The sequence below is a fragment of the uncultured Phycicoccus sp. genome (assembly GCF_947495705.1).
Classification (GTDB): domain Bacteria; phylum Actinomycetota; class Actinomycetes; order Actinomycetales; family Dermatophilaceae; genus Phycicoccus.
In genome coordinates this window covers 123,244-147,302 of the sequence record NZ_CANLZR010000003.1, presented here as the reverse complement: position 1 = coordinate 147,302, position 24,059 = coordinate 123,244, and the positions used below count along the sequence as shown (strand labels likewise).

General features: G+C 72.7%; 21 protein-coding genes. 7 read left to right on the top strand and 14 right to left on the bottom strand.

The window, feature by feature from the left end; all coding sequences use genetic code 11:
* The first annotated feature begins 224 nt into the window (after window positions 1-224).
* Window positions 225-1,535, top strand: a complete 1,311-nt coding sequence (locus Q0963_RS05890) for a D-alanyl-D-alanine carboxypeptidase/D-alanyl-D-alanine-endopeptidase (protein ID WP_299444061.1) — start codon at window positions 225-227, stop codon at window positions 1,533-1,535.
* A gap of 22 nt (window positions 1,536-1,557) precedes the next feature.
* Here the strand turns inward: Q0963_RS05890 and Q0963_RS05885 are convergent, their stop codons facing one another.
* Window positions 1,558-2,100 carry a hypothetical protein gene (locus tag Q0963_RS05885; protein ID WP_299444058.1) on the bottom strand — a complete coding sequence of 181 codons (543 nt, stop codon included), beginning with the start codon at window positions 2,098-2,100 and terminating at the stop codon, window positions 1,558-1,560.
* A 206-nt stretch (window positions 2,101-2,306) separates the two neighbouring features.
* Between Q0963_RS05885 and Q0963_RS05880 the strand changes: the two genes are divergently transcribed.
* Window positions 2,307-4,178: an acyl-CoA dehydrogenase gene (locus Q0963_RS05880; RefSeq protein WP_299444055.1), complete on the top strand. Its 1,872-nt coding sequence runs from the start codon at window positions 2,307-2,309 to the stop codon at window positions 4,176-4,178.
* Between the two features lie 119 nt (window positions 4,179-4,297).
* Here Q0963_RS05880 and Q0963_RS05875 read toward each other — a convergent pair whose 3' ends face one another.
* The 5 genes from Q0963_RS05875 to Q0963_RS05855 form a co-directional block, all read right to left on the bottom strand.
* Window positions 4,298-4,546, bottom strand: coding sequence for a DUF6458 family protein (locus tag Q0963_RS05875; protein ID WP_299444053.1), 249 nt, complete (start codon window positions 4,544-4,546; stop codon window positions 4,298-4,300).
* A gap of 103 nt (window positions 4,547-4,649) precedes the next feature.
* Complete coding sequence (locus Q0963_RS05870) at window positions 4,650-4,772, bottom strand: hypothetical protein (RefSeq protein ID WP_299444050.1); 123 nt, start codon at window positions 4,770-4,772, stop codon at window positions 4,650-4,652.
* Between the two features lie 78 nt (window positions 4,773-4,850).
* Window positions 4,851-6,215 carry an FAD-binding oxidoreductase gene (locus Q0963_RS05865; protein ID WP_299444047.1) on the bottom strand — a complete coding sequence of 455 codons (1,365 nt, stop codon included), beginning with the start codon at window positions 6,213-6,215 and terminating at the stop codon, window positions 4,851-4,853.
* Window positions 6,216-6,264: 49 nt separating this feature from the next.
* Window positions 6,265-7,071: a nitrilase-related carbon-nitrogen hydrolase gene (locus Q0963_RS05860; RefSeq protein ID WP_299444044.1), complete on the bottom strand. Its 807-nt coding sequence runs from the start codon at window positions 7,069-7,071 to the stop codon at window positions 6,265-6,267.
* Between the two features lie 222 nt (window positions 7,072-7,293).
* Complete coding sequence (locus Q0963_RS05855) at window positions 7,294-9,297, bottom strand: cytochrome c oxidase assembly protein (RefSeq protein ID WP_299444040.1); 2,004 nt, start codon at window positions 9,295-9,297, stop codon at window positions 7,294-7,296.
* Between the two features lie 27 nt (window positions 9,298-9,324).
* Between Q0963_RS05855 and Q0963_RS05850 the strand changes: the two genes are divergently transcribed.
* The 4 genes from Q0963_RS05850 (at window position 9,325) to Q0963_RS05835 (ending at window position 12,966) form a co-directional block, all read left to right on the top strand.
* Window positions 9,325-10,173: a maleylpyruvate isomerase family mycothiol-dependent enzyme gene (locus Q0963_RS05850; protein WP_299444037.1), complete on the top strand. Its 849-nt coding sequence runs from the start codon at window positions 9,325-9,327 to the stop codon at window positions 10,171-10,173.
* Window positions 10,174-10,184: 11 nt separating this feature from the next.
* Window positions 10,185-10,661 (top strand): SRPBCC family protein, encoded by a 477-nt coding sequence (locus tag Q0963_RS05845; protein WP_299444034.1) that lies wholly within the window; start codon window positions 10,185-10,187, stop codon window positions 10,659-10,661.
* Between the two features lie 80 nt (window positions 10,662-10,741).
* On the top strand, window positions 10,742-11,212 hold the full coding sequence (locus Q0963_RS05840) for a MarR family winged helix-turn-helix transcriptional regulator (protein ID WP_299444031.1): 471 nt from the start codon (window positions 10,742-10,744) through the stop codon (window positions 11,210-11,212).
* The gene (locus Q0963_RS05835; RefSeq protein ID WP_299444028.1) at window positions 11,209-12,966 is read left to right on the top strand and encodes an MDR family MFS transporter; all 1,758 of its coding nucleotides are present in this window, start codon (window positions 11,209-11,211) and stop codon (window positions 12,964-12,966) included. The genes Q0963_RS05840 and Q0963_RS05835 overlap by 4 nt, the downstream gene beginning before the upstream one ends.
* Before the next feature lie 31 nt (window positions 12,967-12,997).
* Here Q0963_RS05835 and Q0963_RS05830 read toward each other — a convergent pair whose 3' ends face one another.
* From Q0963_RS05830 to pdhA, 6 genes are all read right to left on the bottom strand, one after another.
* The gene (locus tag Q0963_RS05830) at window positions 12,998-14,233 is read right to left on the bottom strand and encodes an MFS transporter (protein ID WP_299444025.1); all 1,236 of its coding nucleotides are present in this window, start codon (window positions 14,231-14,233) and stop codon (window positions 12,998-13,000) included.
* 104 nt (window positions 14,234-14,337) lie between these two features.
* Window positions 14,338-15,534, bottom strand: a complete 1,197-nt coding sequence (locus Q0963_RS05825) for an acyl-CoA dehydrogenase family protein (protein WP_299444022.1) — start codon at window positions 15,532-15,534, stop codon at window positions 14,338-14,340.
* Window positions 15,535-15,647: 113 nt separating this feature from the next.
* Window positions 15,648-17,108 carry a hypothetical protein gene (locus Q0963_RS05820; protein ID WP_299444019.1) on the bottom strand — a complete coding sequence of 487 codons (1,461 nt, stop codon included), beginning with the start codon at window positions 17,106-17,108 and terminating at the stop codon, window positions 15,648-15,650.
* A 4-nt stretch (window positions 17,109-17,112) separates the two neighbouring features.
* The gene (locus Q0963_RS05815) at window positions 17,113-18,609 is read right to left on the bottom strand and encodes a dihydrolipoamide acetyltransferase family protein (RefSeq protein ID WP_299444016.1); all 1,497 of its coding nucleotides are present in this window, start codon (window positions 18,607-18,609) and stop codon (window positions 17,113-17,115) included.
* Window positions 18,610-18,624: 15 nt separating this feature from the next.
* Window positions 18,625-19,596, bottom strand: a complete 972-nt coding sequence (locus Q0963_RS05810) for an alpha-ketoacid dehydrogenase subunit beta (RefSeq protein ID WP_299444013.1) — start codon at window positions 19,594-19,596, stop codon at window positions 18,625-18,627.
* Window positions 19,593-20,747, bottom strand: a complete 1,155-nt coding sequence (gene pdhA, locus Q0963_RS05805) for a pyruvate dehydrogenase (acetyl-transferring) E1 component subunit alpha (RefSeq protein ID WP_299444633.1) — start codon at window positions 20,745-20,747, stop codon at window positions 19,593-19,595. The genes Q0963_RS05810 and pdhA overlap by 4 nt, the downstream gene beginning before the upstream one ends.
* A 189-nt stretch (window positions 20,748-20,936) precedes the next feature.
* Here pdhA and Q0963_RS05800 point away from each other — a divergent pair, with 189 nt between their 5' ends.
* Window positions 20,937-21,335: a hypothetical protein gene (locus tag Q0963_RS05800; protein ID WP_299444010.1), complete on the top strand. Its 399-nt coding sequence runs from the start codon at window positions 20,937-20,939 to the stop codon at window positions 21,333-21,335.
* Window positions 21,336-21,342: 7 nt separating this feature from the next.
* Here the strand turns inward: Q0963_RS05800 and Q0963_RS05795 are convergent, their stop codons facing one another.
* Together Q0963_RS05795 and Q0963_RS05790 are read right to left on the bottom strand one after the other, a co-directional pair.
* Window positions 21,343-23,019, bottom strand: a complete 1,677-nt coding sequence (locus Q0963_RS05795; protein ID WP_299444007.1) for an alpha-amylase family protein — start codon at window positions 23,017-23,019, stop codon at window positions 21,343-21,345.
* Window positions 23,016-24,035: a TIGR03885 family FMN-dependent LLM class oxidoreductase gene (locus tag Q0963_RS05790; RefSeq protein ID WP_299444004.1), complete on the bottom strand. Its 1,020-nt coding sequence runs from the start codon at window positions 24,033-24,035 to the stop codon at window positions 23,016-23,018. The genes Q0963_RS05795 and Q0963_RS05790 overlap by 4 nt, the downstream gene beginning before the upstream one ends.
* Between the last annotated feature and the right edge of the window lie 24 nt (window positions 24,036-24,059).

The following is a 24,059-nucleotide window of genomic DNA, read 5'->3' as shown; positions in this document are numbered from 1 at the left end:
CACGGTAGGTACACCCAACCCGTACCCCGGGTGACCTATTGGTCGATGTGGGGACAGCGCGCCGTACCCCGTGTGCCCTATTGGTCGATGTCGGGACGCCGGCGGGCGCATCCGTTCGGTGCGCATTCGCGCGTCTCGAGGACAGGGCGGGGACCCACGGGTTAGCCTCCAATCGCTGCGGCGCAGGGGTGCGGCACGCAACGACTCCGGCCCGAGGGACCCCCATGCGCACGACCGCTCGCCGCACCAGCCGACTCGCCGCCGCCACTCTGGCGTCCGCCCTGACCGCCCTCGGCACGCTCAGCGGAGCCGCGGCCGCGACCCCGTCGAGACCGCTCGCGGCGCCGGCCCCGGCCACGCAGAGCCTGGCCAGCACGGACTACGAGTACACCGCCGCGGACCTGCGCATCCAGCGGGCACTGAAGAACCGGGTCACCACCTCGCGGTTCGGCACCTCCTTCTCGGGAACCGTCCTGGACGCCGCATCGGACCGGCGCATCTGGTCCAAGGGCGCAACGTCGTCGCTCATCTCCGCCTCGACGACCAAGCTGGTCACCGCGCACAACGCCCTGACGGTCTTCGGGCCGAAGCACCGCTTCAGCACGAGCGTCAAGCAGGGCCCGAGCTCGAACCGGGTCATCGTCCAAGGCTTCGGCGACCCGTCGCTCTCGAGCAGCCATCTCGACCGGATGGCCGCGACGACCGCCGCCAAACTCAAGTCGCGAGGACTCACGAGCGTGCGCGTGTACGTCGACGACGACGCCTTCCCCAAGCCCAGCCTCGCCTACGGCTGGAAGTCGAGCTACGTCCCGAAGGCGGTCAACCCGGTCCGGGCCCTGGTCCGTGACCAGCGCGACGTCCCGGACACGAGTGCAGATGTCGGGACGTACTTCGCGAGCCGGCTCAAGGCGCACGGGATCAGCAGCGTCCGGTACTGGGGCCGCGACAACGTCCGGTCCGGGGCCTCCACCCTCGCGTCGAGCCAGGGGTGGTACGTCTCGTCGATCGTGAGCCGGATGCTGCTCAGGAGCGACAACGAGGTCGCCGAGTCCCTGCACAAGATGGTCGCCCGCGCCACCGGGAGGTCGGCGACCTGGAGCAACGCGAAGACGGCGCAGGCCGGTGTCATGGCGCAGGAGGATCTCGCGATGACCGCGCTGTACGACGGGTCGGGCCTCTCGCGCGCCAACCGCCTCAGCTCACTCCAGCTCGCGTCGCTCGTCGACCGCGGTCAGGACTCCGACGCCTCGGCGCTGTGGCCGCTGCGCAGCTCGCAAGCCATGCCGACAGCCGGGCGCACCGGTTCTTTGGCGGCCAAGTACAGCCGCTTCGCCACGTCCCAGTCCCGCTGTGCCGTCGGGAAGGTGTGGGCGAAGACCGGCACCCTCAACGACGTCGTGTCCCTCGCCGGCTACACCTACGGCACGGACGGCAGGCTCAAGGTCTTCGCGTTCGTCGTCAACGGCAAGTCCTCCACGCTCTCGCTCAAGCAGAGCGTCGACATGCTCGCCGCGACCGTCAACGGCTGCTACTGACCCCCGCGCCGTCGGCAGAGGATCACTCGCCGGGGACCACCCAGCCGAGCACCGTGACGAACCCGATGACGGCGCACACGACGAACAGGGCGCCGAGGATCCACCCGATGACCTGAGCCCCGTCGAGGCCCCTGCCGGACACCGGCTCCGCCAGCGGCTCGTCGGCCGACACGGTGTCGGGCACCAGCGGGGACCGGGGGGTGTCGAGGTCCGGGTCGCTCGCGAGGGCGCGCTCGCGCAGCGCCTCGATCCGCGGTGGCCACGGCTCGGTGCGGAACGAGCGCGGCAACGAGCGCCACATGACGGCGAAGTCGTCGTGTGCCTGCTGGCGCCAGGCCGCGACCGCCTCGTCGGCCTCCGGGCCACGACTCCCGACCGCGAACCAGGCGGCACCGGCGCGGGGCAGGTCCCCCATCCCGTGGTAGACGTGCCCGAGTAGCAGCAGCGCGTCGGGGTCCCGCTCCTGCTCGATGTGGTCGGCCAGGATGTCGCGCGCCTGCCACGCCCGCCCCGCGTCGAGGAGGCTGCGGGCCTCGGCGACGACCTCTGACGACGACCGCGTCATCCCGGGGCCACCCTGGGGCGGACCGGCCGACGCTGCCGAACGGGGATCACGCTCACGACACCGAGTATGCCGCGCCCGGGACGCCACGGCTCGCCATCCGGGGCACAGTGCCGGCGGTGTCGCCCAACCGGAACGCTTGCGTTTGTTACCCGCTGGTAGCACACTGGTAAGCAAGCGCTCACTCGCCACCACCGGAAGGGACCGCCATGGGTCACTACAAGAGCAACCTGCGGGACATCGAGTTCACCCTCTTCGAGGTCCTCGGCCGCGGCGACGTGCTCGGCGCGGGCCCGTACGCGGACCTCGACACCGACACCGCGCGCGAGATGCTCAAGGAGGTCGCCCGGCTCGCCGAGAACGAGATCGCCGACTCCTTCGTCGACTCCGACCGCAACCCGCCGGTGTACGACCCGAAGACCCAGGCCGTGACGATGCCGGAGTCGTTCGCGAAGTCCTTCGACGCCTACCGCGAGAGCGGCTTCTGGGCCATCGACCTGCCCGCCGAGCTCGACGGCACCGTCGCCCCGCCGAGCCTGCGCTGGGCGGTCAACGAGATGTTCCTCGGCGCGAACCCGGCGCTGTCGATGTTCGCGGCGTCGTACGGCTTCGCGAAGCTGCTCCACGAGCTCGGCACGCCCGAGCAGCAGCAGCTCGCCCGGTGGATCGTCGAGAAGGGCTGGCACTGCACCATGGTGCTCACCGAGCCCGACGCCGGCTCCGACGTCGGGGCCGGCCGCACCAAGGCAGTGCAGAACGACGACGGCACCTGGACCCTCACCGGGGTCAAGCGGTTCATCACGAGCGCCGAGTCCGACATGGTCGACAACGTCGTCCACTTCGTCCTCGCCCGCCCCGAGGGGGCCGGCCCGGGCACCAAGGGCCTCTCGCTCTTCATCCTCCCGAAGTTCCAGGTCGACCTCGAGACCGGCGAGCTCGGCGAGCGCAACGGCGTCTACGTGACGAACGTCGAGAAGAAGATGGGGCTCAAGGTCTCCCCCACCTGCGAGCTGACCTTCGGCGGCGACGTCCCCGCCACCGGCACCCTGCTGGGCGACCGCCACGACGGCATCGCGCAGATGTTCCACGTCATCGAGAACGCGCGGATGATGGTGGGCACCAAGGCCATCGCGACGCTGTCGACCGGCTACCTCAACGCCCTCGAGTACGCCAAGGAGCGCGTCCAGGGCGCCGACCTCACCCAGATGACCGACAAGACCGCGCCGCGCGTCACGATCATCAACCACCCCGACGTGCGCCGGTCGCTCATGATGCAGAAGTCCTACGCCGAGGGGCTGCGCGCGCTCGTCCTGTACACCGCCACCCAGCAGGACGTCGTCGACCAGCACGTGCTCACGACCGGCCAGCAGTCCTTCGAGGAGGGCTCCGCCGCGGACATCGCGAACCGGGTCAACGACCTCCTCCTGCCGATCGTCAAGGGCCTGGGGTCCGAGCGCGCCTGGGTGCTGCTCGGCACCGAGTCGCTCCAGACGATCGGCGGCTCCGGGTTCCTCCAGGACTACCCCATCGAGCAGTACGTCCGTGACGCCAAGATCGACACCCTGTACGAGGGCACGACCGCCATCCAGGGGATGGACTTCTTCTTCCGCAAGATCGTCCGCGACAAGGGCCAGGCGCTCACCTACCTCGCGAGCCAGATCCAGGAGTTCGCCAAGGACCTCGGCCAGCACGAGGGCCGCATCGACCGCGAGCGCGAGCTGCTCGGCAAGGGCCTCGAGGACGTCCAGGGCATCCTCGGCGCCATGGTCGGCGAGCTGACCAAGTCCGACCCGCGGATGGGGGGCGACGTCACGAACCTCTACACGGTCGGGCAGAACACCTCCCGCCTGCTGCTCGCCGCCGGCGACCTCGTCGTCGGGTGGCTGCTGCTGCGCCAGGCCGCGGTCGCCCTCGACGCGCTCGCCGCCGGGGCCGAGGGCAAGGACAAGGACTTCTACGACGGCAAGGTCGCCGCGGCCCAGTTCTACGCACGGCAGGTGCTGCCGCGCCTGGCCGCCGAGCGGGCCATCGCCGAAGCCACCGACACCAGCCTCATGGACGTCCCCGAGTCGGCGTTCTGACACCACCCCACCGAACCCCGGGTCGGGAGCGCCGCGAGCAGCGTGTTCCCGACCCGGCCCCACATTGCCGACGGCCCGCCCCTTCGCGAGGGGCGGGCCGTCGGTGCGCGGGGGTGCTGTCAGACGCCGGGGTCGACGTCGGTGCGCTCGACGCGGGTGCCGGTGGCGGGGTCCACGGTGGACTGCCGGGTGGCGGTGTAGCCGCGGCCGGCGCGGCCACGCATCGCGAAGGACAGCACGATGGCGAGCAGGCCGGCAGCGATCAGGATGATGCCGAGCACGTCGTCGCTGATGAACGGGATGTTGACGTCGACGGCGAACACGATCGCGCCGATGACGAGCAGGAAGATGCCGAGTCCGATGTACATGCGGTCTCCTCTGGCAGTGGGAGTGGCGGGCGCGCCGACTCTACCTGCGGAAACACCGGTCGACGCCCGTTGGTGCACACGGGTCTCCGGCTGTGCCGCAGGGCTACCGGCCGTCGCCGGATCCGGAGGACGAGCGGCTCGCGGCATGGACAACGACTCCGACGAGGACCGCCAGGACAGCCACCCCGACGACGACGGCGACGATGACGAGCAGACGCAACTCCATGACCTGGTCCCTCCACTCGAGCCCCCGACGGGACCACTCCCCGCAGTATCAGCCCGTGCCGGCCGCGCTGTCGAGGAATCAGACGAAGGAGCCGGGGTTGAGGATCCCCTGGGGGTCCAGCGCCGCCTTCACCTTCCGGTTGAGGTCCATAACGTCGGGGCCGACCTGGTCCTCCAGGCACCCCGCCTTGAGCCGGCCGACGCCGTGCTCGCCGGTGATCGTCCCGCCCAGGCGGATCGCCGCGTGCATGACGTCGTCGAACGCGAGCCGGGCCCGGCGTTCGGAGTCAGGGTCGGTGGCGTCGTAGACGATCGCGGGGTGCGTGTTGCCGTCACCGGCGTGTGCGACGACCGGGATCTCGACCCCGTGACGCTCGGCGATGTCGGCGATCTCGGCCAGCAGCTCCGGCAGCTGCGGCACCGGGACGCCGACGTCCTCGGGGAGCACGGCGCCACGAGGCTCGAGCGCGGTGAAGTGCACGCGTCGCGCCTGGACGAACATCTCGCCGTCCTCGGGGTCGTCGGTGTCGATGACGTCCTTGGCGCCCGACAGCTCGCACGCCGCGACGATGGCCGCGACCTCCTCGGCGCGGGAGGCCCCGGGGGCGTCGGACTGGACGAGCAGCAGCGCGCCGGCGTCGCGGTCGAGGCCCATCGGCCGGAAGTCCTCGACGACGTTGATGGAGGCGTGGTCCATGAGCTCGACCATCGATGCGCGCACGGTGCGGCCGAGCTCCACGACCGCGGCGGCCGCGGCGGCCACGGTGGGGAAGGTGGCGACGACCGTCGAGGACGGCTGCTGGGCCGGGACGAGCCGCAGCACCGCCTTGGTCACGATGCCGAGCGAGCCCTCGGACCCGACGAAGAGCTTGAGCAGCGACAGGCCCGCGACGTCCTTGACCCGCTTGCCGCCCAGGGTGACGAGGGTGCCGTCGGCGAGGACGACGTCCATCCCGAGGACGTAGTCGGTCGTCACGCCGTACTTGACGCAGCACAGGCCGCCGGCGTTGGTCGCGACGTTGCCGCCGATGGAGCAGATCTCGAACGAGCTGGGGTCCGGCGGGTACCAGAGGTTCTCGGCGGCCGCGGCCCGCTTGACGTCGACGTTGAGCGCACCTGGCTCGACGACGGCGACGCGGGCGGCGGTGTCGATCTCGACCGCGGTCATCCGCTCCAGGCTGAGCGTGATGCAGCCGTCGACGGCCATCGAGCCGCCCGACAGGGACGTCCCGGCCCCGCGGGGGACGACGCCGACGCCGTGCCGGCCGGCCCAGCGCAGGGTCTCCTGGACGTGCGCGGCGGTCTCGGCGCGGACCGCCGCCCGGGGGGTGCCGGCACTGGCGTCGTGCGTCCAGTCGTGCCGGTACTTCTCGAGGGCGGCCTCCTCGGTGACGACCACCCCGGGCGGCAGGGCGTCCACGAGCTCCTTGACGACGTCGTCCATGGCCCAACTCTCGCACGGGCGAGCAGGGGTGGCGCCGTGGGGGACCGGGTCAGAGGCGGCGGTCGGCGAGCACGGGGAACGCGTCGCGGTAGCCGGCGGTCGTCCCGAGGTCGACGTCGACGCTGAGCACGGTCTCGTCGGTGTGAGCGGCCTCGGCGAGCACGTCCCCGGTCGCGGCGACGACCTGGCTGCGCCCGCCCATCGGGGTGCCGGCGTGTGTCCCGCCGGTGTTCGCCTGGACGACGAGGCACTGGTTCTCGACGGCTCGGGCCCGCCCGAGGAGTGTCCAGTGGTGCACGCGCGCGGCGGGCCAGGCGGCCGGCACGACGAACATCTCGGCACCGGCCTGCTGCTGCCTCCGGTACAGCTCGGGGAAGCGCAGGTCGTAGCAGGTCGACAGGCCGGTGCGTACCGTGCTGCCGGCGCCGTCGGGCAGGTCGATGACGACGACGTCCTCGCCGGCCTCCATGAGCTTCGGCTCGCCGCTGCCGAAGCCGAAGCGGTGGATCTTGCGGTAGCTCGCGAGCAGGGTGCCGTCGGCGCCGAAGACGAGGGAGGTGTTGGCGAGGTCGTTGCCGTCGACGCCCGGGGCGGGGAGTCGCTCGATGAAGGAGCCCGCGTGCAGCGTCACCCCCGCAGCGCGCGCGGCGTCGGCCATCGCCGCGGCCCAGGGACCGTCGACGGCCTGGGCCTGAGCGTCCCAGCGCCGGTAGTCGAAGCCGGTGGGGGCCCAGAGCTCGGGGAGGACGACGAGGTCGTGCCCGGTCTGGCGGGCCACGAGCCCGGCCACCCGGTCGACCCGCGCGTCGGCGGTCTCCTCGTCCCCGTAGGCGAGCTGGACGACGGCGATACGCATGGACCCATCTTCGTCCATCGACCGGGCGCCCGGGCCCTGGACCTGACGTGACCTATTGGTCGATGTGCGCACACGAGCCGCCGGCCGACCCGTACCTGACGTGACCTATTGGTCGATGTGCGTACGCGGGCGGAGGCCGGCCGACCCGTACCTGACGTGACCTATTGGTCGATGGGGGGACGGGTGGGTCGGGCAGACGGGCAGCCCGCGGGCGAAGACCTCTCAGTCGAGACGCTCGGCCTCGTCCCGCAGCGCGGCGAGGCGGGCGTTGTAGGCGGCGAGCTCGGCGTCGCCGTCCCGGTCGGCCTGCCGGTCCTGACGGACGGCCTCGCGGGTCTCGCGGCGGAACCACTGGACGGCGACGATGACGGCGAGGACGAGCGTGGGCGCCTCACCGACACCCCACGCGATCTCCCCGGCGGTGTGCTGGTCGGCGAGGGGGTCCGGCGCCCACGGCAGGTCGAGCGCGCGGAAGAAGTCGGGCGCGAGCAGGTCGGCACTGCTGGTGAGCGCGACCCCGAAGAACGCGTGGAAGGACACCGTCGCGAAGAGGATGACGAGCAGCATGAGCGGCGACCAGCGCGGCACCCCGGGGTCGATTCCGATCATCACCCAGACGAACAGGTACCCGGTGAGCAGGAAGTGGGCCATCATCAGCAGGTGGCCCGTGTGGGTCGTCAGCGCCAGCTCGAACAGGCCGGTGTAGTAGAACGCGGCGAGGCTGAAGAAGAACAGGCTCGCGGCGACGACCGGGTTCGCCAGCACCCGCATGGCCCGTGAGTGGACCACCTCCAGCAGCACCTCGCGCGGCCCCCACGTCCGGTCCGGCCGCGCCGGCAGCGCCCGGAGCGCGAGGGTGACCGGCGCCGCGGGGACGAGGAAGAGCGGGACGATCATCGCGACCGCCATGTGCATCACCATGTGCGCGCTGAACAGCACCCGCCCCCAGATGCCCGGTGCGCCGCACGTCGCCCAGACGAAGACCCCCCAGCCGAGGACCCACAGGACGAGCCGCAGCACCGGCCACCGGTCACCCCGCGCCCGGAGCCGGCGGACCCCGGCGAGGTAGAGCCCGATCGCGAGCACGGCGATCCCGACGAAGAGCCAGTCGATGCGCCAGGTCCCCAGCCAGTCGGCCATCGCGACCGGCCCCGGGTCGGGGTAGCCGGTCAGCTCGAGGACCCGGCTGGGGTCGGGCAGCGCGTCGGGCACGGGGGGCAGGCTGCGGGCCAGCACGGCCGCGAGCCCGGTGGCGAGCCCCATGAGGACGATCTCGCCGACCGCGAGGCGGGTGAAGGCCCGCCCGTCGGACGGGTCCGCGGACAGCCGCCCCGCGAGGACCCGACGCTGCCGCCACCCCAGGACCCCGAGCGCGACGAGGAGCGCCGTCTTCGCGACGACGACGACGCCGTAGCCGGTGGCCAGGCCCGACGGGCCCCCGATCCGGATCGACGCCTGGAGCACCCCCGAGAGCGCGACCGCGGCGAAGGCCCAGGTGGCGAGCACCGAGAAGCGGGCGACGCTCGCCCCGAGGTCGCGGCCCAGCCGCGGCCGGAGGATGACGAGCGCGATGAGGCCGCCGACCCACACGACGACCCCGAGGAGGTGGACCGCGAGGCCGTTGACGGCGTCCTCGTGGCTCGCCGACCCGGCGGCGTGCCCGGTCAGCGCCTGGACGACGATCCCGGTGAGCGCGAGCAGGGCGAGCCAGCCCATCGCCGCCCGGCGCGTGGCCAGCTGCGCGCCGACCGACACGACGAGGGCGGCGGCGGCGCTCAGCAGGAGCACCCGGGTGGTCTCGAGCTCCACCGCGAACGAGACGAGCTGGTCGAGCAGCCCGGGGGCGGTGACGGGGCTCCCGGCGAGGTCGGCGAAGGTGAGCACGACCTGGAGCACCATCGCGACGAACCATCCCGCCGCCACGGCGCCGGCCAGCCGCGTGGCCTCGAGGCGGCGGCGCGTGTGCCGGCGCTCGGGCACGACGAACGCGGCCAGGCCCAGCAGCCCGACCACGGTGACGGCGGCGATGGTGGCGACGGCGTCGACCACCGGCACCCCCCAGCGGACGAACGGGCCGGGGTCCGCCAGCGCGAGCGGGGCGACCGCGCCGGTGAGCAGGGCCGCCGGGACGATGGCGAGCAGCGCCGCTCCGACGGCGACCGGGAGCGGCCGCAGCGTCGCGGCCGGCGCCGGCGAGCCGGACGGGGAGCGCTCCGGGACGGCCATGGACGACAGCCTAGGTACTGTGGCTGCATGTCGTTGCACCCCCCGGCCCCCACGGGGTTCGCCGAGACCGTCGATGCGTGGGCCCAGACCGTCCGGTCCGTCGCGGACCTCGGCCGCACCATGCGGCCCGAGCACGCCGGGCTCGCCACCGACTGCCCGGGTTGGACCGTGGCCGACCAGATCGCGCACGTCGCGAGCACCGAGGCCATGATCGCCGGCGAGGCCGTGCCCGACCTCGATGTCGGCGGGTACGACCACGTGCGCCACGAGTTCGGCGCCCGGGTCGAGCAGCTCCTGGAGTCGCGCCGCGGGCGGGCGCTCGAGGACCTGCTCGACGAGCTGGAGTGGCGGCTCGAGGAGCGCCTCGCCGTCTACCGCGCCGACGGGGTGACCGGCGAGGAGGACATCGTCGGTCCGTTCGGGCCGACCAGCCTCGAGGCCCTCCTCGGGATCCGCACCTTCGACGTGTGGCTGCACGAGCAGGACATCCGCGAGGCCATCGAGCGCCCCGGAGGCCTCGACACCCCGGCCGCGGCGCACAGCGTCTCGCGGCTCTTCGCGGTGCTCCCGCGCGTCGTCGCGCGCGACGCCGGCATCGAACCGGGCAACGCGGTCGTGCTCGACCTCACCGGGCCCACCGTCGGCCGGGCCGGCGCCCGGGTCGAGGAGCACGACGGCAAGGCCGTGGGGGTCCCCCTGTTCACCGGCGAGGCCGAGGAGCACCCCGACGTCGTCACGACCTCGCTGTCGATGTCGACGCGGGTGGCGATGCGGCTCGCGGGCGGGCGGCGCTCGCCCGAGGACCTGCCCATCACCGTCCACGGCGACGAGGGCGTCGCCCGTCGCGTCCTGGCCGCCATGGCCATCACCCCCTGACCCCGGACGACATGGCCACCTTCACGACCTCCACCCGGTCCCGCGCGACCGTGACCGCCTCCCCCGACGAGGTGTGGGCGGCGTTGACCGACCCGGACCGCGTCGCCGCGCTCACGCCCTTCCTGCACCGCGTCACCGCGCGGGGCGAGCACTGGGTGTGGGAGATGAGCAAGGTCCCGGTGCTCGGCAAGTCCTTCTCCTTCACCTTCACCGAGCGGATGTCGTTCGACGCTCCGCGCCGCATGGAGTTCTCGCACGACCCGGCCGCGGGTGACGAGCACGAGACGGCCGGGGTCGAGGGCTGGTACGACCTGGAGCCCCGCTCGGCCGGGACGCATCTGGAGACGTCGATGGCGATCAGCGTCGACCTGCCCTTCCCCGGAGTCACCCGGCCCGCGGTGACGGCCGCGATGAAGGGCGTCGTCACCCTCATGGGGCAGCGGTTCTCGCAGAACCTCCTGCACCACCTGGGCGCCCGGAACGTCTGAGCGGACCCGCAGGACACGGAATGCCTCACTCCTCCTGATAGTTGTATGCTGCAAGCAACTGCTAGGAAGGACGCCCGACCGTGCCGTCACCCCAGGCCACGACCCCGACCACCGCCCTCGGTGACGAGCTCATCCGGGTCGTCAAGCTGCTCCACGTCGCCCGCCAGCGGGCGCCGCGGCACCACCCGCTCGTCGACCCGATGGCCTACCCGCTGCTGTTCAACCTCAGCCGCGGGGCGCTGCGGGTCTCCGACCTTGCGGACGCCGTCCACGCCGACGTGTCGACGGTGAGCCGGCAGGTCAGCACCCTCGTCGACCTCGGCTTCGTGACGCGTGGCCCCGACCCCGACGACGGCCGCGCCCAGGTCCTCGGCGTCACGGAGGAGGGCACCGCCCTGCTCACCGCGATCCGTGAGAGCCGTGACCGCTGGCTCCAGGGCCTGCTCGCCGACTGGACCGACGACGAGGTCCGTTCGCTCAGCACCCAGCTCGCTCGCCTCGCCGGCGAGCTCGAAACCTCACTCACCTCGACCCCCAGGACCGACCGATGAGCGCCGACGCCCAGCCACCCGCGACCGACGCGCCCGCCGGTGGCGCGCTCCCGGCCGTTCCCGACGACGAACCGCTGACCCACCGGCAGATCGTCACGATCCTCGGCGGGCTCATGATGGGCATGTTCCTCGCTGCCCTCGACCAGACGATCGTCGCGACCTCGATCCGCACCATCGCCGACGACCTCCAGGGGCTCGACCAGCAGGCCTGGGCGACGACGGCCTACCTCATCACGGCGACGATCGTCACGCCGCTCTACGGCAAGCTCGGCGACATCTACGGGCGCAAGAAGCTGTTCGTCCTCGCCATCTCGATCTTCATCGTCGGCTCGGCGCTGGCGTCCTTCGCCACCTCGATGTACAGCCTCGCCGCGTTCCGCGCCGTCCAGGGCATGGGAGCGGGCGGCCTCATGTCGCTCGCGCTCGCCATCATCGGCGACATCGTCCCGGCGCGGGAGCGGGCCAAGTACCAGGGCTACTTCCTCGCCGTCTTCGGCACCTCCAGCGTGGCCGGTCCGGTCGTCGGCGGGTTCTTCGCCGGCGCCGACTCCATCCTCGGCGTCACCGGCTGGCGCTGGGTCTTCCTCGTCAACGTGCCGATCGGCATCGCCGCCCTCGTCGTCGTGTCCCGGACGCTGCACCTGCGGCACCAGCGCCTCGACCACCGCATCGACTGGACCGGCGCGGCCTTGCTGTCGGCCGCTCTCGTCCCCCTCCTCATCGTCCTCGAGCAGGGCCGCGAGTGGGGCTGGGGCTCGGGGCGCTCCTGGGCCGGCTACGTCATCTCGGTCGTCGCCGCGGTCGCGTTCGTCCTCCAGGAGATGCGGATGAAGGAGGAGGCCATCCTCCCGCTGCGGATGTTCCGGAACCGGACGGTCGGGGTGGCCTCGGCGGCCTCGGTCATCATCGGCATCGCGATGTTCGGCGGCCTCGCCTCGCTGCCGCTGTACCTGCAGATCGTCAAGGGCGCGTCGCCCACCGAGGCCGGGCTCCAGCTCATCCCGCTCGTCGGCGGCATCATGGCCGGGTCGATCAGCTCCGGCCAGATCATCTCGCGCACGGGGCGCTACCGGATCTTCCCGATCATCGGGTCCGGGCTGCTCGTCCTCGGCCTGTTCGGCTTCCACTTCGTCCAGTACGACACCCCGCTGTGGCAGACGATGATCATCATGGTCTTCTTCGGCGTGGGCCTCGGCTTCAACTTCCAGCCGCTGACCCTCGCCGTCCAGAACGCGGTGCCCGCCCAGCAGATCGGCGTCGCCACGTCGACGGCCACCACGACGCGCCAGCTCGGCGGCACCATCGGGACGGCGGTGTTCCTGTCGATCCTCTTCGCCGCCGTGCCCGACCGCATCTCGTCGGCGTTCCGGACCGTCGCCCCGACCGAGGAGTTCCAGGCCGCGGTGGCCCGGGGGCTCCAGGCACCGGCCGGCTCGGTCGACAACGAGGTCGCCACCGCGCTCCAGCAGGCCGCCGCGGGCGGGGACGCATCGGCGGCGACGGCGAGCGGGATCCTCACCGACTCCTCCTTCCTCGGCCAGCTGGACCCGGCGCTCGCCAAGCCCTTCCTCATCGGCTTCTCCGAGGCGATGGACACCGTGTTCCTCGTGGGGTCCATCGTCATGGTCGCCGGGTTCCTCGTCATGCTGCTCCTGCCGCAGGTCGAGCTGCGCGGCGGGTCGGCCTACAGCGAGCGCAACGCGGCCGCCGGTCGCGCCGAGCGGGAGGCGGCCGCGGGGGCGCCCACCCCCTGACCGACGGCGCGACGACCCTGGGACCCGGGCCTCAGGCGGGGCCCGGGTTCCGCCACGGCGTGCCGGCGGCCTCGGCCCGGGCGAGCCCTCGGTAGCGGATGCCCACGACGGCGACGGCGACCGCCCCGGCGAGCACCGGCAGCAGGTAGGCGCGCTGGGGGCCGAGCGCTTCGACCGCCCAGCCACCGACGACCGAGCCGAGCGAGATGCCGACGAGGATCCCGGTGACCGCCACCGCCATCCCCTCGGTGACGAGCGCCTTCGGGACGAGGCGCTGCGCCAGCGTGAGGCTCGTGATGAGCATCGGTGCCGTGGCGGACCCCGCGACGAGCATGACGACGGCCAGCTGCCAGGTGCTGCCGACGAACAGCGCCGGCACCTCCAGGACGCACATCGCCACCGCCGACAGCAGGAGCCGCCGGGTGAGCGTCGAGGTGAACACCCTGCTGCCGAAGATGACGCCCGACACCGTCGACCCGACCGCGAAGAGGCCGAGCACGAGGCTCGACAGGCTCTTGGATCCGTCGGCCTCCGCGTACGCGACGGCGATCACCTCGTTGGCGCCGAAGATCACGCCCGTGAGCACCAGGGCCCCCGCGACGACGAGCAGCCCCGGCCGGCGTACCGCGAGGCCCGTGGGCCGCTCCGCGTGCGGGACGACCGGCGGCTCGGTCTGACGCGCCGAGAGGAAGGTGACGACCCCGGCGGTGAACAGCACCTCGGCCATGATGAGCCCTGCCTCCGGGAACCAGAGGGTCGACGCGAGCACCGCGAGGACCGGGCCGATGACGAACGACGCCTCGTCCGCGACCTGCTCGAAGGACATCGCGGTGTGCAGGCGGTCCGGGTCGTCGCGGAAGATGTGCGCCCAGCGGGCCCGCGACATCGGGCCGGGCTCCGGCAGGAAGGCGCTGAGGCCGTACAGGACGAACAGGGTCCAGACCGGTGCACTGAAGGCCGAGGAGGCCGCCGCTCCGAGCCCGGACGCCGCCGAGACCGCGACGAACGGCAGCGCCACCCGCCGCTGGCCGTGCTTGTCGATGAGCCGGCCGAGCAGAGGGCCGGCGACGGCGAGGACCGCCAAGCCCACGGCCGACACCGCGCCCGCGAGCCCGTAGGAGCCCTGGCGCTCGCTGACCATGACGATGACGGCGACGCCGAACATCGCGCCACCGATCCGCGAGAACATCGTGCCCGCGATGAACGGGAGCGCGCCGGGGACGCGGAAGAGGGGGAGGTACGCCGACAGCACGATGGGCTCGCTCATCACGCAGGCGCCGGGCGCTGGGGGCGCCGGGCGAGGAAGTAGGGGGACGGCCCATCGTCCCTGTCGCGGGGCCGGGGATCAAACCGGTTCTGCGGCGCCCGAGGTCAGCGGAAGGCGGCCTCGCCGGTCAGGGCCTGCCCGATGACGAGGGTGTGCATCTCGACGGTCCCCTCGTAGGTGAGCACCGACTCGAGGTTGTTCGCGTGCCGCATCACCGGGTACTCGCCGCTGATCCCGTTGCCGCCGAGGATGGTTCGCGCCGTCCGGCAGATCTCGATCGCCTTCGTCACGTTGTTGTACTTGCCGACCGACACCTGCTCGGGCCGGAGCCCGACGGAGTCCTTGCGGCGACCGAGGTGCAGGGCGAGGAGCCGGCCGAGCTGGAGCTCGGTGGACATGTGCGCGAGCTTGGCCTGGGTCAGCTGGAAGCCGGCGATCGGGCGGTCGAACTGGGTGCGCTCCATGGAGTAGCGGCGGGCCGTCTCCAGCGCCGACCGGGCCGCCCCGAGGCATCCCCAGACGATCCCGTAGCGCGCCTCGGACAGGCAGGCGAGCGGACCCTTGAGCCCGGTGACGTCCGGCAGGACCGCGTCGGCCGGGAGCCGGACCCCGCGCAGCGTCAGCTCGGCCGTCACGGAGGCACGGAGCGACATCTTGTGGGTGATCTCGTGGGCCTCGAACCCGGGGGTGTCGGTGGGGACGACGAACCCGCGGATGCCCCCGTGCTCCTCGCCCGCGTTGGCCCAGACGACGGCGACGTCGGCGATGGTGCCGTTCGTGATCCACATCTTCGAGCCGTCGAGGACCCAGTCGGCCCCGTCGCGCCGGGCGCGGGTGCGCATCGCGCCGGGGTCCGAGCCGTGGTCGGGCTCGGTGAGGCCGAAGCACCCGATCGCGTCCCCGGCCGCCATCTGCGGGAGCCACCGCTGCTTCTGCTCCTCGCTGCCGAACGCGTGGATCGCGTACATCGCGAGGCTGCCCTGGACGGAGACGAGGGACCGGATGCCGGAGTCGCAGGCCTCCAGCTCGAGGCAGGCGAGGCCGTAGTCGACCGAGGACATCCCGGCGCAGCCGTACCCCTCGAGGTGCATGCCGAGCAGCCCGACCTTGCCGAACTCCTTCGCCAGCTCGCGGGCCGGCAGGTCTCCCTGCTCGTACCACCGGGCGACGTCGGGCTCGACGAGGTCGTCGCAGACCTGGCGGACGGTGGCCCGGATCGCCTTCTCCTCGTCGGTGAGCATCGAGTCGACGTCGACGAGGTCGAGGGGGTCGGCGGGGCGCTTCGGCATCGACGGGCTCATGGCCCACATCATGCCCGGCACGACGGCCCGCCCCGATGTGACGTCCCCCTCCCCGGGCCGACCCGTCCCGCCGCCAGTCCGCCCACACCGGGCGCGGGGTCGTCGGGACGGGGTCAGCGGGCGGAGGCGGCGCCGAGCAGCGCCGCGAGCCCGAGCGCGCTGCGCGGGTCGTACGCGCACCGCCACAGCCCGCCGTGCGCCGCGCCGTACGCCTCGTCCTGCCACGGATGGTCCTGGGCCGCCGGCCGGGCCACGAGGTCGTGGACGAGCAGCGCCGCCATCAGCGTGTTGGCGGTCCCGGGCTCGAACACCTCGACCCCGAACCGGTGCGCGCCCGAGTACGCCGCGGCGAGGGCGCGGTTCTTCACGACGGAGCGGGTCCGCGTCGGCGGGGCGACCTTGAACGAGACGGTCGTCCCCGAGGCCCGGGCCGCAGTGGCCCGCCACCGCTGGATCCGCTTGGCCAGGAGGTAGTTCGGGCCCTGCTGGAGCACGACGGAGTCGTTGATGCCGGGATCCTCGCCCGGGACGTAGTTGCGCCGCAGCAGCCGCCCACCCGACAGGGTCCGCAGCGGCACTCGCAGCACCTTGGAGGTCCGCCGCTGCGCGTACGCCTCCGTCGCCGCCGCAACCGCGTCGGGCGGCACGGCGAAGACGTCGGTGGGCGTCGCGAGGAAGGACAGCGCGGTGTCGGATCGCTGACGACGGACCGCCTCGGTGAGCGCGTCGACGGCGGTGCTCACCCGCACGTTCGTGCCGCCGTCGGCGTAGACGTAGTTGCCGAGGACGAGCGGGCCCTCGAGCCCGGCGACCCACGCGGTGGCGACCGGCAGGTCGTGCAGCAGGTCGAGGCCGGCCCGCTCGTGCACCGGTGCGTCACCGGCCCGGACCGGCAGGACGAGCCGCCCGGCCAGGCTGCTGGTGTCGTCGAGGAGCCGCGACCACAGCTCGGGGCGGGGCAGGTCGACGGCCGCGACGGTGGCTCCCCAGCGCAGGAGCGAGCGCAGCGGCCCCATCTCGGCTGCTGCGCCCAGGACGACGACGGTGCGCCCGTCGAGCCGCAGCCAGTCGGGGTTCTCGAGCACCGCGGTGACGGCCTCGCGCAGACTCGGCTCGACGACACCGCTGTCGACCCAGGCGTCGAGCTGGCGCCGCAGGTCGTCGCCGGCGAGCCGCCGGCCGTGGTACGGGATGGTCAGCGCGGTGTCGGGCTCGCCGCCACCGGTGAGCACCTCCGGGCCGACCGGGCTGGGCGACGCCCCGACCGCGCCCCCGACGGCCGCCGACAACGGCTGCTCACCGGTGCCGTCGGGGCTCCAGCGCATCCGGTCGTGCACCGCGGCGAGCCCGGACTCCGCGATGGACCGGGCGTCGCCGTAGCTCGGGAGGCCGGCCTCGACGAGACGCCGGAAGTGGGTGAGGTAGCCGCTGCGCCAGTTCGTCTCGCGGCGGGCCGCCGCCGCCCCGACCGGGTCGACCGGCTCGAGGGCGTCGGCGACGACGGCTCGTCCGGTGGCGGAGGTCGACCGGCGCCCGTCGACCTCCGGGAAGACGACACCCCGCTCACCCGACATCCGGTCAGCCCCAGACGAGTCCGCGAGCGGGGTCGCCGAGGATGGCGGCGACGTCGGCGAGGTACTTCGAGCCGAGCTCGCCGTCGACGAGGCGATGGTCGAAGGACAGCGCGAGGGTCGTGACCCAGCGGGGCTCGATCCGCTCGTCGGCGCCGGTGCCGACGACCCAGGGCCTGCGGGTCACCGAGCCGAACGCGAGGATCGCCGCCTCCCCCGAGTTGAGGATCGGCGTACCGGCATCGACCCCGAAGACCCCGACGTTGGTGATCGTGATGGTGCCGCCCGCCATGTCGGCCGGCTGCGTCCGTCCCTCTCGGGCCGTGGCGGTGAGGGCGCCGATGGCGTCAGCGAGCTCGCGCATCGACATCGTGTCGGCGTCCTTGACGTTCGGGACGACGAGGCCGCGCGGGGTGGCGGCGGCGATGCCGAGGTTCACGTAGTTCTTGAGGACGATCTCCTGAGCCGCCTCGTCCCACGACGCGTTGATGCCGGGGTTGCGGCGGACCGCCACGCACATCGCCTTCGCGAGGACCAGGAGCGGGGTGACCTTGACGTCGCGGAACTCCCTGTCCTGCTTCAGGCGCTCGACGAGCTCCATCGTCGCGGTGACGTCGACGGTGACCCACTCGGTGACGTGCGGGGCGGTGAAGGCCGAGCCGACCATCGCCTGCGCCGTCATCTTGCGCACTCCCTTGATGGGGACGCGCGTTTCCCTGGCAGAGCCAGAGGCCCGCCGCTCGCCGGCGTCCGCGGGTCGACCCCAGCGGCTGGCGGCGGGCGCCACGTCGGCGGGCGTCGAGCCGGAGGCCGCCGACTCGACGTCGGCGCGCGTGACGACGCCGCCGTCGCCGGTGGGGGTGACCGAGCCGAGGTCGACCCCGAGGTCCTTGGCGAGCTTGCGCACCGGCGGCTTGGCCAGGGGCCGCGCCTGCCCGGAGGGGGACCCGAGGCCCGCGGCAGGCTCGCGGTGCGCCTCCGGCTGGCGGACCGAGGGGGGCTCCTGCCCGTGGCCGGCGCCCTTGCGGGGACGCCGCTTGGCCTCGGTCTGCTTGACGCCGTACCCGACGAGCACCGCCGTGCGCCCGGCCATCGACCCTTCGGTCTTGCCGTCGGCCTGTCCCTCCTGTGACCTATCGGTCGAATCCGGGACGCCGGTCTGTCCCTCCTGTGACCTATCGGTCGAATCCGGGACGCCGGCCTGTCCCTGCTGTGACCTATCGGTCGATTCGGGGGCGCTCGAGGGGGTGGCGGGGGCGTCCTTGCCGTCGTCGACGGTGATGATCGGGGTGCCGACCTCGACGGTGGCGCCCTCGGCGACGAGCAGCTCACCGACGGTGCCGGCGAACGGCACGGGCAGCTCGACGAGGGACTTGGCGGTCTCGACCTCGACGACGACGTCGTTGACCTTCACCGTGTCGCCGGGCTTCACGTGCCACGTGACGATCTCGGCCTCGGTCAGGCCCTCGCCGGGGTCGGGGAGCTTGAACTCACGAAGAGCCATGTGCGGCAGCGCCTTTCAGTACGCGAGGGAGCGGTCGACGGCATCGAGCACGCGGTCGAGGTCGGGGAGGAACTCCTCCTCCAGCCGGCTCGGCGGGTAGGGCACGTTGTAGCCGCCGACGCGGAGCACCGGCGCCTCGAGGTGGTGGAACGCCTCCTCGGTGACCATCGCGGAGATCTCGGAGCCGAGGCCGAGGAACGTCGAGGCCTCGTGGACGACGATGGCCCGCCCGGTCTTGCGCACGGAGTCCAGGATCGCGCCGGTGTCGAGCGGCGAGAGCGACCGGAGGTCGATGACCTCGAGCGAGCGCCCCTCCTCGTCGGCGGCCTGCGCCGCCTGGAGGCACGTCTTGACCATCGGGCCGTAGGCGAAGAGCGTGGCGTCGGTGCCCTCGCGGAGCACCCGCGCGGTGCCGAGCGCCCCGTCCGGCCCGTCGCCGACCTCGCCCTTGTCCCAGTAGCGGCGCTTGGGCTCGTAGAAGATCACCGGGTCGTCGGTCGCGACGGCCTGCTGGATCATCCAGTGCGCGTCGTGCGGGTTGGAGCAGGCGACGACGCGCAGCCCGGCGGTGTGCGCGAAGTACGCCTCGTTGGACTCGCTGTGGTGCTCGACCGCGCCGATGCCCCCACCGAACGGGATGCGGATGACGATCGGCATCGACACGTAGCCGAGGGAGCGGGCGCGCAGCTTGGCGACCTGGCTGACGATGTGGTCGAAGGCGGGGTAGACGAACCCGTCGAACTGGATCTCGACGACCGGCCGGTACCCGCGCAGCGCCATCCCGATGGCGGTCCCGAGGATCCCCGCCTCCGCGAGCGGGGTGTCGATGACCCGGTCCTCGCCGAAGTCCTTCTGCAGGCCCTCGGTGACGCGGAAGACGCCGCCGAGCTTGCCGATGTCCTCGCCCATGAGGACGACCTTGGGGTCGTTCTCCATCGCGGCCCGCAGGCCCGAGGTGATGCCCTTCGCGAGCGTCGTGGCGGTCATCGGTGGGCCCCCTCGAAGGAGTCGGCGTACTGCTCGAACCACTGCCGCTCCCGGGTCGTCACGGGGTGCTCGTCGGCGTAGACGTGGTCGAACATCGCCGAGCCGTCGGGGTCGGGCATCGACAGGCACCGCTCGCGCACCGACGCACCGAGCTCCTCGGCCTCGGCGTCGACGGCGTCGAAGAAGTCGACGTCGGCCCGGCCGGTGGTCGTGAGCCAGCGCTTGTACCGCTGGATCGGGTCGCGGTGCTTCCACACCTCGACCTCGGCGGAGACGCGGTACTTCGAGGGGTCGTCGGAGGTGGTGTGCGCCCCCATCCGGTAGGTGAAGGCCTCGATGAAGGTGGGGCCCTGCCCGGTGCGGGCGGCGTCCAGCGCCTGCTTCGTCACGGCGTAGACCGCCAGGACGTCGTTGCCGTCGACCCGGATGCCGGGGAAGCCGAAGCCGCGGGCCCGGTGCCACAGCGGCGCCCGGGTCTGCTTCTCGTTCGGCTCGGAGATGGCCCACTGGTTGTTCTGGCAGAAGAAGACGACGGGGCTGTTGTTGACGCCCGCGAACACGAGCGCCTCGCTGACGTCGCCCTGCGAGGTGGCGCCGTCGCCGAAGTAGGCGATGACGGCGGTGTCGCGGCGCTCGTCCCCGGTGCCCACGTCGCCGTCGCGCTGGACGCCCATGGCGTAGCCCGTGGCGTGCAGGGTCTGCGCGCCGATGATGATCGTGTAGAGGTGGAAGTTCTTCTCGTTGGGGTCCCACCCGCCGTGGTTGACCCCGCGGAACATGCCGAGCAGGTTCACCGGGTCGACGCCGCGGCACCAGGCGACGCCGTGCTCGCGGTACGTGGGGAAGGCGTAGTCCTGGCGACGCAGCGCGCGGCCGGAGCCGACCTGGGCGGCCTCCTGGCCGAGCAGGCTGGCCCACAGGCCCAGCTCGCCCTGCCGCTGCAGCGCGGTGGCCTCGGTGTCGAAGCGCCGGACGAGCACCAGGTCGCGGTAGAGGCCGCGCAGGGCCTCGTCGGACAGGTCGTCGACGATCGCGTCGAGCTCGGGGTGCGCGACCCGCTCCCCCTCGGGGTTGAGCAGCTGGACCATCTCGGGCCCGCCCTCCTGGGCGGGACGGTCCGGGGCCTGCGCACGGGTGACGTGGTGGTCCACGCCGAACGCGGTCTCGAGAGGGGCGACCTCGTTGTCGCTCACTAGGCACTCCTTCGTCGGCCCCGGGGTAGGGGGCCGTGCTGGGGGTCGTCGCGACTGCAGTGCGGGGTGTGGCGATGCGGTCACGGCCGGTGTCGGGCTTACCGTACCCGGCGCGCGGGGGGTCACGGGAGCGGGCATTGTGAGGGGATGACACCCACCCGCCTCTCCCGATCCACGCTCGCCATCGTGACCGCCCTGGTGCTGGGCGGCTGCGCGGGAGGCGACGGGCCCGACGGCGAGGAGGCCGCCCCCACCACGACCGCGCCACCCGCGCCGGCGACGACGACCCCGAGCGGCACCCCGACCCCCGGCTCGGACGCCCGCGGCATCCCGACGAGCGCGACGGTCGAGGTGCTGGCGGTCGAGGACGGCTGCGTCTACGTCGTCGTCGGCGGGTCGGGCGAGACGTGGGCGCTGCGTGGTGAGGTGCCCGCGGTCGCGGTCGGGGACCGGCTCGCCCTCACCGGCGCCCCCGACGACACCCCCTTCGCGGACTGCCCCGACGGCGCCCCGTTCCTCGTCGGCGAGGTGACGGCGGCGGAGTGACCCGGCATCAGGCGAACGGCTCCTGGCCCGGGGCCAGGACGCGCAGCCAGCGCCCCTCGTACGGCTCGAGGACGAGCCGGACCCGGCCCCCGTCGCCGACCGGCTGCTGGCCCGCGGCGCCGAGGACGTCGTCCAGGACGAGGCCGGCGGCGTCCTCGAGCCGCAGGTCGACCGTCGCCGTGGCCGCGCCGAGGTTGTGCACCGCGAGCATCCGCCACTCGTCGCGGCGCGCGACGTGCGCGAGGACCGCAGGCGTCCCGTGGTCGAGGACCTCCACCTCGGACCAGCCCAGCTCGGGCATCTGGCGGTACCGGTGGATGAGGGTGCGGATGAAGGCCCACAGCGAGTCGGGGTCGCGGCGCTGGTCGGCGGCGTTGACCTGCTCCGGGCCGTACTCGCCGGTGACAACCGGCCGCGGCAGCCGGCGCCGGGCGGCGGTCGAGAAGCCGCCGTTCTCGGCGGCACTCCACTGCATGGGGGTGCGCACGGCGAGCCGGCCCTCGACGTCGAGGTTCTCGCCCATCCCGATCTCCTCGCCGTAGAAGAGCACCGGGGTGCCCGGCAGCGAGAACATCAGGGAGTACACCGACCGGATGCGGCGCTGGTCGCCGCCGAGCATCGGCGGGAGCCGCCGCCGGAGCCCCCGGTCGAAGAGCTGCATGTGCGGCTCGGGCCCGAACGCCGCGAACACCTCCTTGCGCTCGGCGGTCGTCAGCTTGTCGAGGGTGAGCTCGTCGTGGTTGCGCACGAAGTTCGCCCACTGGCTCGTGATGTCGAGGTCGGGGCGCTCGCGCAGCGCGGCGGCGATGGGGCCGGCGTCCTGGCGGGCCAGCGACAGGTACAGGGCCTGCATCCCGTTGAAGTCGAACTGGAGGTTGAGCCCGTCGCCGTCGTCGCCGCCGAAGAAGTCCTTCTGCCCCGCGTAGGGCAGGTTCACCTCACCGAGCAGGGCGGCGTCACCGATGCGGCGGGTGACGTAGTCGCGGACCTCCCCGAGGTACCGGAACGGGTCGAACGAGCCGGGGTCGGCTCCCGGGTAGGAGTCCGTCGCGAAGAGGAAGGGGACCGCGTCGATGCGGAAGCCGCTGACCCCGAGCTGGAGCCAGAAGCCGAGGGTCTGGGCGATCTCCTCGCGGACCCGCGGGTTCGCGACGTTGAGGTCCGGCTGGGTCCGGTAGAAGTGGTGGAGGTAGTACTCGCCGGTCTTCTCGTCGAGCTCCCAGATGCTGTCCTCCTTGTCGGGGAAGACGACCTCGGCCTTGGACGAGCGCGGCTCGGTGGCGCTCCACACGTAGTAGTCGCGGTACGGGTCGTCGGTGCTGCGCCGGGCCGAGCGGAACCAGGGGTGCCGGTCGGAGGTGTGGTTCATGACGAAGTCGACGATGACCCGGATGCCGCACGCGTTCGCCGTCCGCACGAGCTCGACGAAGTCCCCCAGGTCCCCCAGCCGCGGGTCGACGCCGAGGAAGTCGGTGATGTCGTAGCCGTCGTCCCGCCCGGCGGTGGGGTACAGCGGCATGAGCCACAGCACCGTCACCCCGAGGTCGGCGAGGTACTGGAGACGGTCAGTCATCCCCCGGAGGTCGCCCTGCCCGTCGCCGTCGCTGTCCTGGAAGGTCTGCACGTCAGCGCAGTAGAAGACCGCGGACTTCCACCAGACGTCCCCGACGTCGCTGCCCCTCATCGGCCGGCCTCCTCGCGCTCGACCGCGGGGACGCCCGTCGTCGCCGGCGCGGGGGCGGTCGGCTCGAGCTGCGGGAGCACGTGCTCGCCGAATGCGTCGACGAAGCGCTGCTGCTCCTGGCCGACGAAGTGCAGGTACAGCTCGTCCCAGCCGGCGTCGACGTACTCCTGGAGCCGGGCGGTGTGCCACCCGAGATCGCTCGAGACGTTGACGACCTCGGCGACGTCCTCGGGTCGCACCTTCTCGGCGAGCACGTCGAAGTGGTCGATGTGCTCGGCGTCCCAGCAGACCGGCGGGGGGAAGACGTTGCTGCGCCACTGGTCGTGGGCGATGGCCGTGGCCTCGTCCTGGGTCGGCGCCCAGCTGAGGTGGATCTGCAGCCGGGCCGCGCCCCGCCCGCCCGCGTCGCGGTAGGCGCCGAGGACCTGGTGGAGGGTGTCGAGCGGCTGGTTGGTCGTGACGATGCCGTCGGCCCAGTCGGCGTGCCGGGCAGCGGTGGCCGGGGTCACCGCAGGCCCGATGAGCGGCGGCACCTCGTCGGGCAGGGTCCAGAGCCGGCCGCGGTTGACGGTGACGAGCCCGTCGTGGCTGACCTCCTCACCCGCGAGCAGGCGGCGGATGACGTCGACGCACTCCCGCAGCCGGGCGTCCCGCACGTCCTTGCGGGGCCAGACGTCACCGGTGACCCGCTCGTTCGACGCCTCGCCCGAGCCGAGGGCGGCCCAGAACCGCCCGGGGAACATGCTCGACAGGGTCGCGATCGCCTGGGCTGTGATGGCCGGGTGATAACGCTGTCCGGGAGCCGTGACCACCCCGAACGGCAGCGACGTCGTGGCCAGGGCCGCGCCGAGGAAGGACCAGGCGAAGCCGGACTCCCCCTGGCGCGTGCTCCACGGGGAGAGGTGGTCGGAGGACATCGCGGCGGTGAAGCCGGCCTGCTCGGCGTGCTGGACGTCGCGGAGGAGCCGGGCGGGGGCGATCTGCTCGTGCGAGCAGTGGAAGCCGATGACGGTCATGGGCGGCCACGTAACAGCAGATCA